Genomic DNA, 15,354 nt, shown 5'->3' on the forward strand with positions numbered 1-15,354 from the left:
CTGCCACGCCCGCCGCGTGACCCTCTCAGCCCGCGCGCAGCGCGTCCTCCCACAGCCCCCTTGTCACGTCCGCCGCCCCGCCCTCGCGGGCCGAGCGGTGCGCGGTGCCCGCCCACAGGTGCATCGCCGTCAGGTCCTCCCGGCGGGTCGCGGCTGCGCGGAGCGGCTGGGTGAGGTGGTGGATCTCGGGGTAGGCCGGTGGGGCCTGGTCGGCGTGGGCTTCGGTGAAGGCGTTGCGGAGGGCGCGGGCCGGGCGGCCGGTGAAGGCGCGGGTGACGGTGGTGGTGTCGAGTGCGGTGAGGGCCCGGCGGTAGGCGGCGGACGCCCCGGATTCCTCCGTCCGGAGGTACGCGGTGCCGAGTTGGACCCCCACCGCCCCGGCCCGCAGCGCGGCCGCGATCGACGCCCCGTCCCCGAGCCCGCCGGCGGCGATCACCGGCAGGTCCGTCACCTCCCGTACCGCCGTGAGGAGTTGGAGCAGCGGCCGGGTGTCGGGCCGGTCCTCGGCACGGTGGGTGGCCCGGTGCCCGCCGGCCTCGGGGCCCTGGACGGTGAGGGCGTCGAGGCCGAGCGCGCTCGCGGCCCGCGCCTCCTCGGGGCTGGTGACGGTGCCGAGTTGACGCATTCCGGCGGCGCGGACGGCCGCGACCTCCGCGGGCTCGGGCAGACCGAAGGTGTACGAGACCCACTCCACGGGGCGGCGCAGCAGCGCCTCCAGTTTGGCGTCCCAGTCGTCCCGGTCGGGCGGGATCACGGCGGGCAGTTCGACGCCCCACTTCCGGGCCTCGGGCAGCAGCAGTTCACGGTACGCGGCGACCGCCGCCGCCTCGGCGGGCGGCCCGGGCACGAACAGGTTCACGCCGACCGGACGGCCCGTCAACTCCCTTGCCCACTGGGCCTGTTGACTCATCTCCGCGGCACTGCGGTAACCGGCCGCCAGGAACCCGAGACCCCCTGCCCCGTTGACGGCGGCGACCAGTTCGGGAGTGCTCGCCCCACCGGCCATCGGCGCCGCGACCACCGGCACCGCCCAGTCGAAGTCGATGCCCATACCCGCTCCCTCTCCAGCCGGCGACCCCGCCCCCACCCTACGTCCGCCCACCGCCCCGCCCCGGGAACCCCCGGGGAACCCACTGCGACAATGGCCGCACCGAAGAGAGAGGGGACGAGGTTGCGGACCTATCCGTACGTGGGACCGCCGGACATCGCGGCGGCAGCCCGCCACGCACCGCCCGGCACCGGACTGCCGGACCCGGCCGCGCTCGCCGCCTGGCTGGCCGAACAGCCTTCCCCGGTAGGGCCGTTCACGTACACGGTGGGTGCGGACGAAACCTTGCGGCTGGCGGACCGGCGCAGCGAGCACGTCGCGTGCGCGGGCGGCGGGGCGGTGCTGGCGGCGGGCGAGGTGACGTTCGGCCCGGCGGGTGGCGGGCGGATGCGGGTGGTGGAGGTGTCGAACCTGTCGACGGGGTACTGCCCGGACACCGCGTGCTGGCCGGCCGTCGCCGGGGCGCTGGCGGCGGTGGGGGTCGAACATCCGGGCGGGTTCACGCAGGCGGTGGTGTTCCGGCGGTGTCGGGGGTGCGGAGCGGCGCAGGTGGTGCGGGAGGGGTTCTTCGTGTGCGTGTTCTGCGAGGCGGACCTCCCCGAGCGGTGGAACCTGGACGACCGGGCGACGTGACTGGCGTCACATCAGCGAGCTGTCACACTCGGGCGGGCGGCGGGGTCACTCCTGGTGGAAGCACTCACCGCGCTGCGGCGCAGACATCGGGAGAACCACCGTGGACGCTCGTCTCGACTACTTCGCCAACCCGCTCGGTGCGAAGTTCCTGAAGTACATCAACTCGGCCGGCCACGCGCTGGGCCTGTCGGCGCTGCCCGCCGCCACCCAGGAGCTGGTGAAGATCCGGGCCAGCCAGATCAACGGGTGCGGGTTCTGCACCGACATGCACACCAAGGACGCGGCGCACGCGGGCGAGACCCAGGTCCGGCTGAACCTGGTCGCGGCCTGGCGGGAGGCCAAGGTCTTCACCCCGGCGGAGCGCGCCGCGCTGGAGGTGACCGAGCAGGGCACCCGGATCGCGGACGCCGCGGGCGGCGTGGACGACGCGGCGTGGGCGGAGGCCGCCCGGCACTACGACACGGAGCAGCTGGCCGCGCTGGTCAGCCTGATCGCCCTGATCAACGCCTACAACCGGATCAACGTGATCGTCCAGCAGCCCGCGGGCGACTACGTCCCGGGGCAGTTCGCCTGATCCCCACCCGCCCGGCCCCGCTCCGGGGCCTGTCGGGGCAGCAGGTCGCGGGCGGCGGCAGCGGCCGCCGCCCGGGCCGCCCGGTCGCAGCCGGCCAGGCGCAGCGCCGCGTCGGCGACGGCCGGTCCGACCTCGGCGGCGGGGTGGGCGTCCTGGTCGCGGACCACGGCGACGCCGCCCTCGACCAGGCCGAGCAGCAGGTCGCAGCGCAGTTCCCGGCCGGGGTCGGCGGGGTCGATCAGGTGCAGCAACTCGCCGTAGGCGGACTTGAGTTCGGCCCGCGAGCGGCGGAAGTCGGCGAAGCGTTCGCCGCGCACCTCGGGGAGCTGGTAGAGCGCGCCGAGGTTGTACAGGCCGCTGTGCAGCAGGGCGGCGTCGGCGGCGGCCAGCGCCCACAGGCGGGCGGCGGGGTCGAGCGCGGGGCGGGCCAGCAGCGAGGTGGCGAGCCGCAGCGAGGGCTCGACGGTGGACTCCAGCAGGGTGGCGAGGATGTCCTCCTTGCGCGCGAAGTAGTGGTACATCGACGCCTGCCGCAGCCCGGCCTTCTCGGCCACCGCCCGGGTGGTGGTGGCGGCGTACCCGTTCTCGGTGAACAGCTCCGCCGCCGCGGCCAGCACCTGTTCCCGGGGCGTCAGCGAACTGGCGGACCGACCCTGCGCGCGGGGGCGTCCGACCCGTGCACGGGACTGGGGTTGCGGGGCGGCCATGCGCGGCATCCTGCCACACCCGCGGGGGCCGGCGGACGGCCTTCCGCCCGTCGGGGGCCTGCCACGAACCCGTCGGCAGCCCTACCGGGGAGCGGCCCCGCGACGCGGCCAGTCGGGTACGTTCCGCACGTGTACCCGGTCGTCGCACCAGGCGCACTCCCACTCCCCCAGGTCGAGGTCGTAGGCAAGGCGCCCGCAGTGCACGGGAATCGGCTGGCTCCCCAACCTGGTCGTACCCCAGTCCGCCCGCAGCGTGATCACGTTCTCGTCGCTCATGGACCGCAGAGTGGCACGGTCAACTGACAGCCCCTCAGCCGAACCCGCCCCCGCGCCTCCCCTCATCCCGTCAACTCCACTGCCGCGGCGTACAGTTCGTCCTCCCAGGCCCGCCGCTCCGCCGGGGCGAGCCCGGCCCGGCAGTCGGCACAGCAGGCCGCCCGGGCCGCCCGCCGGAACCGCGCCTCGGCGGCATCGGCGCTCTCCGCCGCCATCCCGCCCCAGACCTCCGCCTCCACCTCCCCCGGAGTGACCAGCCCGGCCCGCAACCGGGCGGCCAGATCCCCCAACAGCCACCGCTCGGCCCGTTCCGCCCCGGGAAGCTCCGTCCCCGCTTCGACGAACACCTCCCGCAGCAACTCCTCCAACTCCGCCGCCGACTCCCCCCGCCCCCGCCCGGCCAAGTCCCGCAGCGCCGGCGAATCATGCCCGAACACCAGCAACTCGGCTGCCACCATCGGCAGTTCCGCCACCGGTATCTGCTCCGCGACATACCGCAGAGCCACCCTCGTCATCTCGTCCACACCCACCATCCTCCCGCCCCACCCCCGAGCACCACGACACCGATCGGCCTCCGACACGCCGAAGCCCCTACCACCGAGAGGCGGCAGGGGCTTCGAACTCAGGCTTGGATGGAGGTAGTTCAGACCTGACCGAACTCACCGGCCGCGGTGGCAGTCGCGAACGCCGCCCACGCCTCGGCGGAAAATCGCAGCTGCGGGCCGTGCGGGTCCTTCGAGTCCCGGACCGCGATCACGGCGGTGCTCGGCACAGCGATTTCGACGCACGCGCCGGAGCCACCGCTGTAGCTGCTCTTGCGCCAGGTCAGCTCGTCCGTGGTCTTGCTCATGGTGTTAGCTCCTCCAACTTGGCCTTCAACATGGCGATCGACTGATCTGGCGAGACCGCCGTCGACCTGAGGAGATCATAGGCACGTGAACATGCCGCAACCGCTCTCGCCGGAAGGATCAGTCGCCCGGAAGCGTGACCGTCGCAATAAACAATGTCCGGACCTTCGGCGAAGGATAGGATGGTGAGAGGTCCGTCCAAGCCCGCGTGAGCCCCAACTGTTTTGGGGATGAACTGTATGACGACCCGTGGGTTCTCTGCCTCTTCCAGCAGCCGCTCGATCTGAGCACGCATCACTTCGCGGCCGCCGACCAGCTTGTCGAGGATGTGCTCCTCCATGATGACCCAGAGGTACGGCGGGTCGTCTCCTCGCAAGATCTCCTGCCGATTCATTCGATTCGCCAGTGCCTGTTGAAGGTTGTCCAACCTCGCCGCACGGAGCACCGCCTCGGCGTACGCCTCGGTCTGGAACAGCCCGGACACCACCTGTGGTTCGAACGCAAGGATCTGAGTCGCCCGGCGCTCGTGCCTCACGTAGTCCTTGAACTCCGGTGGCAGATCGACTGACAGGACGTACGGGAGGAGGCCCGCCAACTGGCCACCCGTCTTCAGGAGGTCGTCACAGGCCCGTGCCGTCTCCATCGGCATGATCCGGTGGGCGTTCTCGAAGTGGCTCATCGCGGCCGGGCTGTAGTTGATCAATCGACCGAGTTCGGCCGCCGACAAGTCCGCCTGCTCGCGGAACTGCTTGAGCAACCGACCCCAGTAGAGCGCGAGCGATTCAGCACTCGACCCGCCGTCGACTTCGCCCGACACACCGACCTTTACCGCTCCGTTGTGAACACCCACGTGGGGGATCGTAGCGGCAAGTGAGCAGTCGACTACGTCGAAGTGCCAGAAGTCGAAGCACTCACCGCCGCAAGCCACCGGGCGATACAGTAACCGAGGACCCCGCCAGGGCCCGGTGAGCTTGAACTCCTCTGCGAGCCCTGGCGGGGTCCTCTGCTTTACAGGTGCGGTGTAAAGACCGACCCCCTGGAGCCCACTGCCGACCACGTCGATGCTGATGTCCACACCCCAGCGCTCGTCACCACATCAGCGAGGTTCCCATGCCAGACGCCGGCCGCAGCAACCCGAAGCTCGTGATCAGGACGTACCGGGTCGACCCGGCGGATGGCAGCCGGGTCTTCCGGTCGATCGCAACGTCCGACGATCCGATCGACGACGCCTACCACAACCTGTCCACCTTGACGTGGCCCGCGTGCCGGTGCCCCGTCCACGGCGGCCGCGCGGCCGAAGCCGGAGTTTCCCACCCGAACAAGGGAGGTGGCGCAGAATGACCACGGCGCTGCGCCCGGACGTCGAGAAGCCCGGCCCGGCGATTCGTGGACTGCACGACCGCCCAGGCCCGGGACGCTTGCGAGGCGCTGCCGCCGGACCGGCCCCGCCGACTGGCGCGCCGGTGCGTGACGGTCGACCTCCGGAGGCCCCCGCTGCGGCACCATCGACTCCGGGGCATGCCTCGCCCGAGGCACCGGTTGCGGGCCCCTTCCCGAGGGAGCATCACATGCGACAGCACGAGCGCACGTTCACCGTCGACGGCGAGGTCCTGCAAGCCACCGAGGCCGGGCCCGACGCGCCCGGGCGGCCCGAGGCGGTGGTCGTCCTGCACGGCGCCGGCAGCAGCGGTCGGGCCCGGAACCTGCCGCTGGTCGGGGACTTCGCCCGGGCCGGACACCGCGCTCTGGCCTTCGACTTCTCCGGCCACGGCGACAGCACCGGCACCCTCGGGGCGCTCAGCCTGGAGCGCCGGTTCGTCCAGGCCCGCCACGTCGTCCGGGAGTTCGCGGGCACCGGGCCGGTCGTCCTGGTCGGGTTCTCGATGAGCGGCCAGACCGTCGCCGACCTGGTCGGCGCCCTCGGCGGGCAGGTCTCGGCGGTCGTGCTCGCCGCGCCCGCCGCGTACGCGCCCGAGGCGTGGAAGCTGCCCTTCGACCACGGGTTCACCGAGGTCCTGCGCCGCCCGGACAGCTGGCAGCACAGCAACGCCTACGGCCTGCTCGCCGGTTTCCCCGGGCGCGCCGTACTGGTCGTGCCGGAGCGGGACGAGGTGATCCCGCCCGGCGTCACTTCCCGGATCGAGGACGCCCTGCGGCAGCGCGCCGACTTCGCCCGCCTCACCTTCCCCGGCTCCACCCACCGGCTCGGCTCCTGGCTGGCCGAGCACCCCGAGGACCGGGCCCGCCTCGTCCGCACCGTCCACACCGTCCGCGCCGCCCCCGCAGGCCGCTGACCAGCACGCACCTCGCCCCGACACCCCGTCAGGGCAGCCGGGGTGCCTCGCAGCCGTGGCGCTCGGCGGAGCGGCGGGCGAACCCGGCGAGGGCGTCCGCAGCCGGGGTGTCCATCCGTTCCAGCCGAACCGCGAGGAAGAACGCCTGGCCGGTGGGGCACTTCGCCGTCGCCCACGCCGCGTCGCCCCGGACTCCCGGTTCGGTCTTCGTCGGGGCCAGACCCTCCCGGTAGCGGGCCTCGGCCGCGAACGGCGGGTAGTAGGCGGACAGTCGGAGGACTTCGGTGTCGGGCCGACCGGGCCGCAGGACGGCACAGTCCTCGATCGGCACGGTCGGGTCGGCGGGCCCCTCACGGACCGGGCCGTCGACCCCGGCGCAGGTCCCGTCCGCCCGGCCCCGGTCGGCGGTGGCCACGGCCGTGCGGCCCGGGACCTCCGTGACCGCGCCCCCGAGCGGAGCGGCGCAGCCCCAGAGCGTGTCGGCGCGCCGCGCGATCCGGGTGGCGATCCGTCCGAGCCTGGCCCGCTGGTCGGCGGAGGCGAAATCGTCCGCGGGGCCGGTGCGCGACCTGGTGGGGTCGGCGTTCAGTTCGACGACCAGCTGCCGTGCGGACTCCTTGCCCGTGCAGGGCAGGGACAGCGCGAGCCGCGCCGTCCCGTCGTCCAGCGCGGACACCACCCCGGCCCAGCCCGCCCCGAGCGGCACCAGCGGGGTGCCCGCAGCCCTGGACGGCCGGCTGCGCCGGTACCCGTCGAGCACGTCCCGCGTCATCGGCACCTCCCAGCCGATCCGGACCGACAGGATCCCGAACCGGTCGGGCGCCGACACCCAGCAGTCGACGAGTGCCCCGTTCGGCGCTTCCTCGTGCCCCCGCAACCGGCCTGCCCCGTCGAGCAGTTCCCGCACCTCCCCGGTGTCGAGGGCCCCGCCGCACAACCCGCGCAGCGACCGCCCGTCCTGCCACCGCTCGTACCCGCCCCCGAACCACCACCCCGCCGACGCCCCGACCACCACCAGCAGCAGCACGCCGCACCACACCCACCACCGCCGGGCCCCTCCGGAAGCCCTCGGCGGCGGCGGGGTCACGACCGGCTCCCGGCAGCAGCCGTACCACCGGGCCGCGTCATGCCCGGCACAACTTCGTCCATGGATCCCCCAGGTGTTCGACACCGGGTCGCCGCACGCGCTTCTCCCGCGCGGCGGCCCGGTGCACGGCATGCCGGAACACATCCGCCCCGGCCCCTCGCACCGACGCCCCGTCAGGGCAGCCGGGGTGCCTCGCAGCCGTGGCGCTCGGCGGAGCGGCGGGCGAACCCGGCGAGGGCGTCCGCGGCCGGGGTCCGGTCCTGGGCGCGGGTTCTGAGCAGGTAGAGGGCTTCGCCCGTCGGGCAGGAGGCGGTCGCCCAGCGGAGCTCACCGGAGGTTCCCGGGCCGGGGCGGGCGGCCGCGGGGCCGAGGAAGGTCCGCATTCCCTGGGCGAACGGCGGTTGGAAGGCGGTCAGTTCGAAGCTCACCTGCCTGGTGTCGTCCGCCCGCAGGGCCGTGCAGTTCTCGATCGGCGCTTTCGCGTCCGCCGGTCCCTCGCCGACCGGGCCGGGCACTCCGGCACAGCTGCCGCCCTCCGTGCCCGCGTCCGCGCGGGTCCGGCTCTCCGCGCCCGGGACGCGTTCGATCCGGGCGCCGAACACGGCCCCGCAGTTCCAGCGGGCCGAGGCCCGCTCCGCCGTCCGCACCGTGATCCGGCCCAGCCCGGCCCGGGTCTCCGGCGACTCCTGCGGGTCGGCGGCGTCCTTCTCCGGAACGTCGAGCAGGACCCGGGTGGAGACGACCAGGTGCTTTCCGGCGCTGGGACCGGTGCACGGCAGCGCCAGGACGACCGCCGGGGGTGTGCGGCCGGTCGTGACCACTCCCGTCCAGCCCGCTCCCAGCGGGGCCACCCACTGGCCCCTCGTCCGGGCCGGCTCGGTCCAGGAGAGGCCGCTCAGCGATTCGCCCGCCGCGGACTCGCCCCAGCCGATGTCGACCGACAGCAGACCGGAGCGGTCCGACGTCCCCACCGTGCAGCGGGCCAGCCAGTTCTCCGAGCCGCCCCGGTCAGTGCCCTTCAGCCGGCCGGAACCGCCGAGGACGTCCGGCACCTCCCCGGTGTCGACGGCCCCGCCGCACAACCCGCGCAGCGACCGCCCGTCCTGCCACCGCTCGTACCCGCCCCCGAACCACCACCCCGCCGACGCCCCGACCACCACCAGCAGCAGCACGCCGCACCACACCCACCACCGCCGCACCCTCCGCACCCTCCCCGCCGGAGGTCCGGGCGGGAACGACGGCACCGGCGGCACGGGCCCGCCCGGCGTTCCGAACCGGTCCCCCGTCATGGCCGGCCCCTGAGCGCGTCGCCGACCACGACCTGGGAGGAGTTCTGGGTGTTGGCCGCATGACGCTGCATCACGTCGACGGACGAGTCGTCCGGGTCGCCGGTGGCGGCCGCCTCGAGGGCGGGGCCGAGCGGTCCGGCGCCGAGGTCGACACCCCCGGGGAAGGCGTGGCCGTTGTCGGCGGGCCACTTCCGGTCCTTGAGCAGGTACTCCAGGTGGCCGTTGGTGCCGTCGGGGCCCGAGTCGAGGAAGGCCGTCACCGCCTTCGGGTTGTTGCCGAGGGCCGCCCCGAAGGCCGCCATCCGGTCCGCCACCTGCTGGGTCAACTGGTCGTGCAGCCCGAGGTAGCGGTTGCGCAGCGCGCTCCAGGCGTCGGCGGCGGCGGTCACCCGTTCCAGCCGGGCCTCGGCGACGGCTTCGAAGGCGGGCACGCGTCACCACCCGCCGTTCGGGGTGGCGAAGCCCCGCCGGGCGGTGGCGTCGGCGGCGGTGTAGCTGTCGGCAGTGCGGCGCAGCCGTTCGGCGACGTCGACGAGCAGGTTGCCGAGCGTGCTCTCCTGGTCGTCCCAGCGGATCGAGCGCTCCCGCAGCGCCGGGCCGGTGAGCCAGTCCGCGAGTGCCACGTACGCGTCGGTGGTCTCGTCCTCGACGCCGGCGCCGACCGCCTGGAAGGAGCGGGCGATGTCGAGCACGGACGCGGACCAGGCGCGCAGGTCGTCCGGTGCGACGCGGAGCGTGCCCGGCGGCAGGTCGGGTGCGGTGGTGGCCATGGATTCCCCCCCATGTGTGTTCACGGTGAGTCGCCGCATGCTTCTCCCCCGTGGCGACTCGGCAAGCACCGTACCAAAACCAGGTCAAGGAATTGGCTGTCTGTCAGCAGACGAACGCTCAGCGCTCGGGCGGCCGGATCAAACCGGCGGTGAGGCCGGCGGCGATGGCGGCGGTGCGGGAGTCGACGCCGAGCTTGTCGTAGACGTGGACGAGGTGGGTCTTGACGGTGGCTTCGCTGATGAACAGGCGCTTGGAGATCCGGCGGTTCGGCAGTCCCTCGGCGAGGAGTTGGAGGATCTCCGTCTCGCGCGGGGAGAGCGAGGGCCGGCCGGCCCGGACCCGGCCGAGCAGGCGGGCGGCGACGGGCGGGGCGAGGACGGTCTCGCCGCGCGCGGTGGCGTGGATGGCGGCCGCCAGCTCCTCCGGCGGGGCGTCCTTGAGCAGGTAGCCGGTCGCGCCGGCCTCGACCGCGGCGAGGATGTCGGCGTCCGTGGAGTAGGTGGTGAGGATCAGCACGGCGGGCGGGTCGGGCAGCGCGGTGAGGCGGCGGGTGGCCTCCACGCCGTGCATGCCGGCGCCCATCTGGAGGTCCATCAGGACCACGTCCGGCCGCTGCCCGGCCGGGAGCCCGGCCAGCAGGTCGAGCGCGGCGGCGCCGTCTGCGGCCTCGCCGACGGACGTCACCCCGGGCAGGTCCTCGACCATCGCGCGCAGGCCGCGCCGCACCACCGGGTGGTCGTCCACCACCAGCACCCGGATCACCGGCGCACCCCCGCGAGGGCGGGCCGGAGCCCGAACCGCCGTGCGCCGCCCGGACGTTCGGGCTCCGGAGGCACCTCCGTAGGAAGAACGGGCGGGACGGCCGGGGCGTCGATCGCCCGCACCGGCAGGGTCGCGGCGACGGCGGTGCCCTCGCCCGGGGCGGACTCCACGGTGAGGGTGCCGCCGAGCGCGGCGATCCGCTCGTGCATGCCGTGCAGGCCGAACGAGCCGGGCGCGGGCGCGGCGGCGGGGTCGAAGCCGACGCCGTCGTCGTAGACGTCGAGGGTCACGGTGTCGTCCAGGTATCCGAGGGTGACGGCGACGTGCGGGGCGGCGGCGTGCCGGACGGCGTTGGCCAGCGCCTCCTGGGTCAGGCGCAGCAGCGCGACCTCGGCCTCGACGGGCAGCGGGTAGGGCTCGCCGTCGAGGTGGAAGGCGGCGTCCGCGCCGGTGGCGAGGCGGCGCAGCGCGTCGGCGAGGGTGGCGTCGTCCAGCGCGGGCGGGGTGAGCGCGTGGACGAACCGCCGGGCCTCGGCGAGGTTCGCGGAGGCGGTCCGCTCGATCTCCCCGAGCAGCGCCCGGACGGCCGACGCCCCGTCGCCCCCGGGTACCGCACCGCCCTCCGACGCTCCGTCAGCGCCCACCGCGCCCACGGCTCCCACAGCACCCGCACCCGCACCCGCACCCGCACCCGCACCCGCACCCGCCGAGCCCACAGCACCCACAGCATCGGCACCCACCGGGCCCGCCGCGGCAGCGGCCTCGCGCGCGAGCAGCACGATCCCCGCCAGCCCCTGCGCCAGGGTGTCGTGGATCTCCCGGGCGAGGCGCTGGCGTTCGGCGAGGCGGCCGGCCTCGCGCTGGCTGGCGGCGAGTTCGTCGCGGGTGCGGACCAGGTCGTCGATGAGCTGCTGGCGGGCCCGGCTCTCCCGGTAGAGGGCGGCGTAGCCGTACGCGGTGAGCAGGGCGACGGCGGCGCCGGCCAGCGGGCCGAGGACCTTGGCGGTGGTGAGGCCGCCGGGGGTGGTGGTCTGGGCGGCGATCACGGCGGCGGTGAGGGCGGCGACGGCGGGCAGGCCGAGGCGCGGCGGCAGGGCGTGCAGGCAGACGAAGTACAGCGGGAAGGCGAGGTAGCTGAACTCGGGGTGCTGGAGCGTCAGTCCGATCCACAGCACGGCGACCACCAGCAGCCAGAGCGCGCCGAGCGCCCGGGACTCGCGGACCGGCCGCAGTATCCCGCCGGCGGCGTACCCGGCGGCGAGTGCGGCGGCGGTGGCCCAGCCGCCGGGGCCGAGCCCGCCGTCGGCGGCGGCGCGGACCAGCAGCACGGCGAGCAGCGTGAAGAACAGGCCGTGCACGGCGAGGTTGGCCAGCCGCAGCGCCGGCGTGGGGCCGGCCGGGGAGGCGTGCGGCTCACCAGGGGGAACGGGCACGGGGGCGGGAACAGGAGGTTCGGTACGGGGCACGCCTTCCGAGGGTACGGGGCGCCGGGGGCCGCCCGGCGCGGCGCGGCATCAACCGTTCGATGGATTTTCGGCTGCACCCCTCGGACGGTGCGCACTCCGTTCCTCTCCCCGATGGCAGCGGGGGCCGCGCCGAGCAGGCTGGTCCCGTCCATCGTTTTCCGCTCGGAAGGTTTCCCGTGTTCGTCGCACTCCGTGACATCCGTTTCGCCCGGGGGAGGTTCGCCCTGATGGGTGCGGTGGTCACCCTGATCACGACCCTGGTGGTGTTCCTGTACGGCCTGACCGGCGGCCTGGCCTCGGCGGCGTCCTCGACGGTGGCCGAACTGCCGGTGGACGACGTGGTGTTCGGCGCCCCGGCGGGCGCCGACCCGGAGGTGTCGTTCGCGTCGAGCACGGTGTCGGCGGCGCAGCGGCAGGCGGTGGCGGCGTCCGGTCCGGACGCGGTGCACCCGCTGGGCGTGGCGATGAGCCGGCTGACGGCGGACGGCGGCGCGGCCTCGGTGAGCGTGCTGGGCACCGACCCGGCGCTGCTGCCGCCGCTGTCGGCGGGGCGGGCCCCGCAGGACGGCGAACTGGCCGTCGGCAAGGACACCGCGGACACCTACCACCTCGCCCCCGGCACGCAACTGACGCTCGGCGCACAGAAGTTGACGGTCAGTGGGGTGGTCGCGGCGCGCTCGTTCTCGCACGCCCCGACGGTGTGGACCACCCCGGCGACCTGGCAGCAGGTCTCCGGCCAGCCGCAGCCCACCGCGCTCGCGGTGCGCGGCACCCCGCACGGCCTGCCGGCCGGCCTGAAGGCGGTGTCCCGGGCGGACGCGCTGGCGGGCATCAACGGGTACGCGGCCGAGCAGGGCAGCCTGCAGCTGATCCAGGGCTTCCTGTTCGCGGTCAGCGCGCTGGTGGTCGGCGCGTTCTTCACGGTCTGGACGGTGCAGCGCCGCCCGGACATCGCGGTGCTGAAGGCGGTGGGCGCGTCCAGCGGCTACCTGGTGCGCGACGCGCTCGCCCAGGCCGCGGCCGTGCTGCTGGCGGGCGCGCTGCTGGGCGGGGCACTGGGCGCGACCGGCGGGGCGTTCGCCTCGGCGGCGGTGCCGTTCGACGTGGGGGTGGGGACGGTGGCGGTGCCGGTCGGCGCGATGGTGCTGCTCGGCCTGCTCGGCGCGGCCCTCGCGGTGCGCCGGATCACCGCCGTCGACCCGCTGGCCGCGCTCGGCGCCAACCGATGACCGCCCACCCCTCTCCCGGGAGCTCCCCCATGAACACCGAGACCGCCACCACCCCCGACCCCGCCACCACCGCCGTCCGCACCGGCCTCGCGCTGCGCGGCGTCACCCTGACCTACCGGGACGGCGAGAGCCGGCTGACCGCCCTGGACGAGGTCGAACTCACGGTCGCACCGGGCGAGTTCGCCGCGATCGCGGGGCCGTCCGGGTCCGGCAAGTCGAGCCTGCTGGCGGTCGCGGCGACGCTCCAGCGCCCGGACCGCGGCGAGGTGCTGATCGACGGCGCCGACGCGGGCGCGCTGGGCGAGCGGGAGCGCACCGCGCTGCGCCGCGACCGCCTGGGCATCGTGTTCCAGCAGTCGAACCTGCTGGCCTCGCTGACGGCGGTGGAGCAACTGCTGGTGCTGGAGTCGGTGCGCGGGCGCCGCCCGGCGGCGGCCCGGGCCCGGGCCGAGGAGCTGCTGGCCTCGGTGGGCCTGGCGGGGGCCAAGCAGCACCGCCGCCCGCACCAGCTCTCGGGCGGCGAGCGGCAGCGGGTGAACATCGCCCGGGCGCTGTTCGGCAGCCCCTCGGTGCTGCTGGTGGACGAGCCGACCTCGGCCCTCGACCACGAGCGCGGCGCGCAGATCGTCGACCTGCTGGCGGCCGTCACCCGCACCCACGGCACGGCGACGGTGATGGTCACCCACGACCGCGACCTGCTCGGCCGGGTCGACCGCGTCCTGGAGATGCACGACGGCCGCCTGCGCCCGGCCTGAGCCCGTTCGGGGACGTCACCGGGCCGGGCCGCCGGGCCGCCGGGAGCGCACTGGGCGGCCCGGGCCGTTCAGCGGGCCGGGCCGCCCGGGTCGGTGCGCAGGACGAGCAGGGCGGTGTCGTCGCTGGACCAGCCGCCGTGCCAGGCGTCCAGGACGGCGGCCAACTGCTTGACGGTGGCGGCGGCACCGAGGCCGTGGGTGTCGACCAGGGCCCGGACGAGGTCGGCCGCGCCGAAGACCGCCCCGGCCTGCTGCGGGTCGGTGCCGGGCCGGGGGCGGGCCTCGATCGCGCCGTCGGTGTAGAGGAGCAGGAGGTCGCCGGGTGCGAGGGCGAAGGGGACGTCGGTGAGCCGGACGTCGGGCTCGGGCAGGACGCCCAGCACGGTGCCCGGCTCACCGAGCTGCTCGACGCTGCCGTCGGCGCGGCGGATCAGGGCGGGCGGGTGGCCGCCCAGCGCGAGGGTGCCGGCGGCGCCGTGGGGGGTGAGGTGGAAGGCGGCGTAGACGCAGGTGAGGTAGCGGTCGGCGTGCTGGGCGGTCATGGCGTCGTGCAGGCGCTTGAGCAGGCCGCCGGGGCTGCGGGGGTCGGTGGCGTCGGCGCGGATGGTGTAGCGGGCCATCGCGCTGAGCTGGGCGGCCCGCACGCCCTTGCCGCACACGTCGCCCATCACCGCGGCCCAGTTGTCCCCGTGGGTGCGGAACAGGTCGTAGAAGTCGCCGCCGACCTCGATGTCGGCGCGGTCCGGGCGGGAGGCGGGCAGGTAGGAGGCGGCGGCCTCCAGCCCGGGGACGGTACGCAGCTCGTTCGGCAGCAGCCCGGCCTGGAGGGCGTGGGCGAGGTCGGCCGAGCGGCGGTGCGCGGCCCTGGCCGTGCTGAGGGCCTGGCGGAGGTGGATCTCGGCGGACACCGAGCGGGCCAGGGTCGCCAGGGTGGCGATGTCCGCGTCCGACTAGGCGCGCGGGGCGGTGTCGATCACGCACAGCGTGCCCAGCACCCGCCCGTCCGGGTCGAGGAGCGGCTGCCCGGCCCACGCGCCGATCGCCATCGGGGCGGTGGCGGGGTGGTGGGCGGTGCGCGGATCGGCGGCGGCGTCCGCCACGACGAAGGGCTCGCCGCCCGCGCCGACCACGAAGGGGCAGTAGCTGCCGTCCAACGGGCCCTGCCGGTCGGCGAGGTCGACCAGGTCCACGCCGACGCAGGACTTCCAGAACGAGCGCGCGTCGTCGACGAGGGTCACGAACGCCCGGTCCGCACCGGTGATCCGGGCCGCCAGCGCGGCGAGGTCGTCGAAGACCTGCTCGGGGCCGGTGTCCAACAGGCCCGTCGCCGCCACCGCCCGCAGCCGGTCCGGGTCGGACAGTGCCGCCGGCAGGCCGTCCGCCCTCAGCCCGTCCTGGTACTCCGCCACTGCCGGTCCTCGCATTCCCTGCTGCCTGTCGCCCGCCGAGCGGACCGCGCCTTCCCGTCCCCTCCAGTGTGCCCGCAACCGCGCACCGCACCGGGCGCGGAGTTCGCCGGGGCCGGGCCGGCCCGGGTCGGTGCCCCGGGGAAGCACGGGCGCAGCAGGAGGACCGGCGGGTGGTGGCCGGAAGGGAGCAGGGCCTCGACCGTCCT

General features: G+C 75.0%; 19 protein-coding genes. 5 read left to right on the plus strand and 14 right to left on the minus strand.

The annotated features are described in order from the left end of the window. Positions 1-25 precede the first annotated feature (25 nt). The gene (locus ACIOHG_RS13685; protein ID WP_400949372.1) at positions 26-1,051 is read right to left on the minus strand and encodes an NAD(P)H-dependent flavin oxidoreductase; all 1,026 of its coding nucleotides are present in this window, start codon (positions 1,049-1,051) and stop codon (positions 26-28) included. Between the two features lie 120 nt (positions 1,052-1,171). On the opposite strand from ACIOHG_RS13685, the gene ACIOHG_RS13690 reads away from it, so the two are divergent. Together ACIOHG_RS13690 and ACIOHG_RS13695 are read left to right on the plus strand one after the other, a co-directional pair. Continuing rightward, complete coding sequence (locus tag ACIOHG_RS13690) at positions 1,172-1,681, plus strand: hypothetical protein (RefSeq protein WP_400949374.1); 510 nt, start codon at positions 1,172-1,174, stop codon at positions 1,679-1,681. A 100-nt stretch (positions 1,682-1,781) separates the two neighbouring features. Next, positions 1,782-2,255 (plus strand): carboxymuconolactone decarboxylase family protein, encoded by a 474-nt coding sequence (locus ACIOHG_RS13695; protein WP_400949376.1) that lies wholly within the window; start codon positions 1,782-1,784, stop codon positions 2,253-2,255. On the opposite strand, the gene ACIOHG_RS13700 is transcribed toward ACIOHG_RS13695, so the two are convergent. From ACIOHG_RS13700 to ACIOHG_RS13720, 5 genes are all read right to left on the minus strand, one after another. Then, positions 2,231-2,962, minus strand: a complete 732-nt coding sequence (locus tag ACIOHG_RS13700) for a TetR/AcrR family transcriptional regulator (RefSeq protein ID WP_400949378.1) — start codon at positions 2,960-2,962, stop codon at positions 2,231-2,233. The two genes, ACIOHG_RS13695 and ACIOHG_RS13700, sit on opposite strands and share 25 nt — an antisense overlap. A gap of 81 nt (positions 2,963-3,043) precedes the next feature. Continuing rightward, positions 3,044-3,238, minus strand: a complete 195-nt coding sequence (locus ACIOHG_RS13705) for a hypothetical protein (protein WP_400949381.1) — start codon at positions 3,236-3,238, stop codon at positions 3,044-3,046. A 62-nt stretch (positions 3,239-3,300) separates the two neighbouring features. Then, entirely contained in the window at positions 3,301-3,762 is a 462-nt protein-coding gene (locus ACIOHG_RS13710) for a hypothetical protein (RefSeq protein ID WP_400949383.1), read from the minus strand. A gap of 119 nt (positions 3,763-3,881) precedes the next feature. Beyond that, entirely contained in the window at positions 3,882-4,088 is a 207-nt protein-coding gene (locus ACIOHG_RS13715; protein ID WP_400949386.1) for a DUF397 domain-containing protein, read from the minus strand. Next, positions 4,085-5,161, minus strand: coding sequence for a helix-turn-helix domain-containing protein (locus tag ACIOHG_RS13720; RefSeq protein WP_400949388.1), 1,077 nt, complete (start codon positions 5,159-5,161; stop codon positions 4,085-4,087). The genes ACIOHG_RS13715 and ACIOHG_RS13720 overlap by 4 nt, the downstream gene beginning before the upstream one ends. 493 nt (positions 5,162-5,654) lie before the next feature. Between ACIOHG_RS13720 and ACIOHG_RS13725 the strand changes: the two genes are divergently transcribed. Further along, a complete protein-coding gene (locus ACIOHG_RS13725) occupies positions 5,655-6,380 on the plus strand; it encodes an alpha/beta hydrolase (RefSeq protein WP_400949390.1) in 726 nt (241 codons plus the stop codon). Between the two features lie 28 nt (positions 6,381-6,408). Here the strand turns inward: ACIOHG_RS13725 and ACIOHG_RS13730 are convergent, their stop codons facing one another. From ACIOHG_RS13730 to ACIOHG_RS13755, 6 genes are all read right to left on the minus strand, one after another. Further along, complete coding sequence (locus ACIOHG_RS13730) at positions 6,409-7,407, minus strand: hypothetical protein (RefSeq protein WP_400949392.1); 999 nt, start codon at positions 7,405-7,407, stop codon at positions 6,409-6,411. Positions 7,408-7,640: 233 nt separating this feature from the next. Then, on the minus strand, positions 7,641-8,666 hold the full coding sequence (locus tag ACIOHG_RS13735) for a hypothetical protein (RefSeq protein WP_400949394.1): 1,026 nt from the start codon (positions 8,664-8,666) through the stop codon (positions 7,641-7,643). 86 nt (positions 8,667-8,752) lie between these two features. Beyond that, entirely contained in the window at positions 8,753-9,187 is a 435-nt protein-coding gene (locus ACIOHG_RS13740) for a hypothetical protein (protein ID WP_400949396.1), read from the minus strand. A gap of 3 nt (positions 9,188-9,190) precedes the next feature. After that, on the minus strand, positions 9,191-9,526 hold the full coding sequence (locus ACIOHG_RS13745) for a hypothetical protein (RefSeq protein ID WP_400949398.1): 336 nt from the start codon (positions 9,524-9,526) through the stop codon (positions 9,191-9,193). A gap of 118 nt (positions 9,527-9,644) precedes the next feature. After that, a complete protein-coding gene (locus ACIOHG_RS13750) occupies positions 9,645-10,289 on the minus strand; it encodes a response regulator (RefSeq protein WP_400949401.1) in 645 nt (214 codons plus the stop codon). Next, on the minus strand, positions 10,286-11,755 hold the full coding sequence (locus ACIOHG_RS13755; protein ID WP_400949403.1) for a sensor histidine kinase: 1,470 nt from the start codon (positions 11,753-11,755) through the stop codon (positions 10,286-10,288). The genes ACIOHG_RS13750 and ACIOHG_RS13755 overlap by 4 nt, the downstream gene beginning before the upstream one ends. 176 nt (positions 11,756-11,931) lie before the next feature. Here ACIOHG_RS13755 and ACIOHG_RS13760 point away from each other — a divergent pair, with 176 nt between their 5' ends. Together ACIOHG_RS13760 and ACIOHG_RS13765 are read left to right on the plus strand one after the other, a co-directional pair. Next, positions 11,932-12,984 carry an FtsX-like permease family protein gene (locus ACIOHG_RS13760; protein ID WP_400949404.1) on the plus strand — a complete coding sequence of 351 codons (1,053 nt, stop codon included), beginning with the start codon at positions 11,932-11,934 and terminating at the stop codon, positions 12,982-12,984. Between the two features lie 29 nt (positions 12,985-13,013). Further along, the gene (locus ACIOHG_RS13765; protein ID WP_400949406.1) at positions 13,014-13,739 is read left to right on the plus strand and encodes an ABC transporter ATP-binding protein; all 726 of its coding nucleotides are present in this window, start codon (positions 13,014-13,016) and stop codon (positions 13,737-13,739) included. 68 nt (positions 13,740-13,807) lie between these two features. On the opposite strand, the gene ACIOHG_RS13770 is transcribed toward ACIOHG_RS13765, so the two are convergent. Together ACIOHG_RS13770 and ACIOHG_RS13775 are read right to left on the minus strand one after the other, a co-directional pair. Next, positions 13,808-14,647 carry a PP2C family protein-serine/threonine phosphatase gene (locus ACIOHG_RS13770; protein ID WP_400949408.1) on the minus strand — a complete coding sequence of 280 codons (840 nt, stop codon included), beginning with the start codon at positions 14,645-14,647 and terminating at the stop codon, positions 13,808-13,810. A gap of 42 nt (positions 14,648-14,689) precedes the next feature. Then, positions 14,690-15,148 carry a GAF domain-containing protein gene (locus ACIOHG_RS13775; protein ID WP_400949411.1) on the minus strand — a complete coding sequence of 153 codons (459 nt, stop codon included), beginning with the start codon at positions 15,146-15,148 and terminating at the stop codon, positions 14,690-14,692. Positions 15,149-15,354 lie beyond the last annotated feature (206 nt).

This window comes from Kitasatospora sp. NPDC088134, from assembly GCF_044741705.1.
In the GTDB taxonomy this organism is placed as follows: domain Bacteria; phylum Actinomycetota; class Actinomycetes; order Streptomycetales; family Streptomycetaceae; genus Kitasatospora.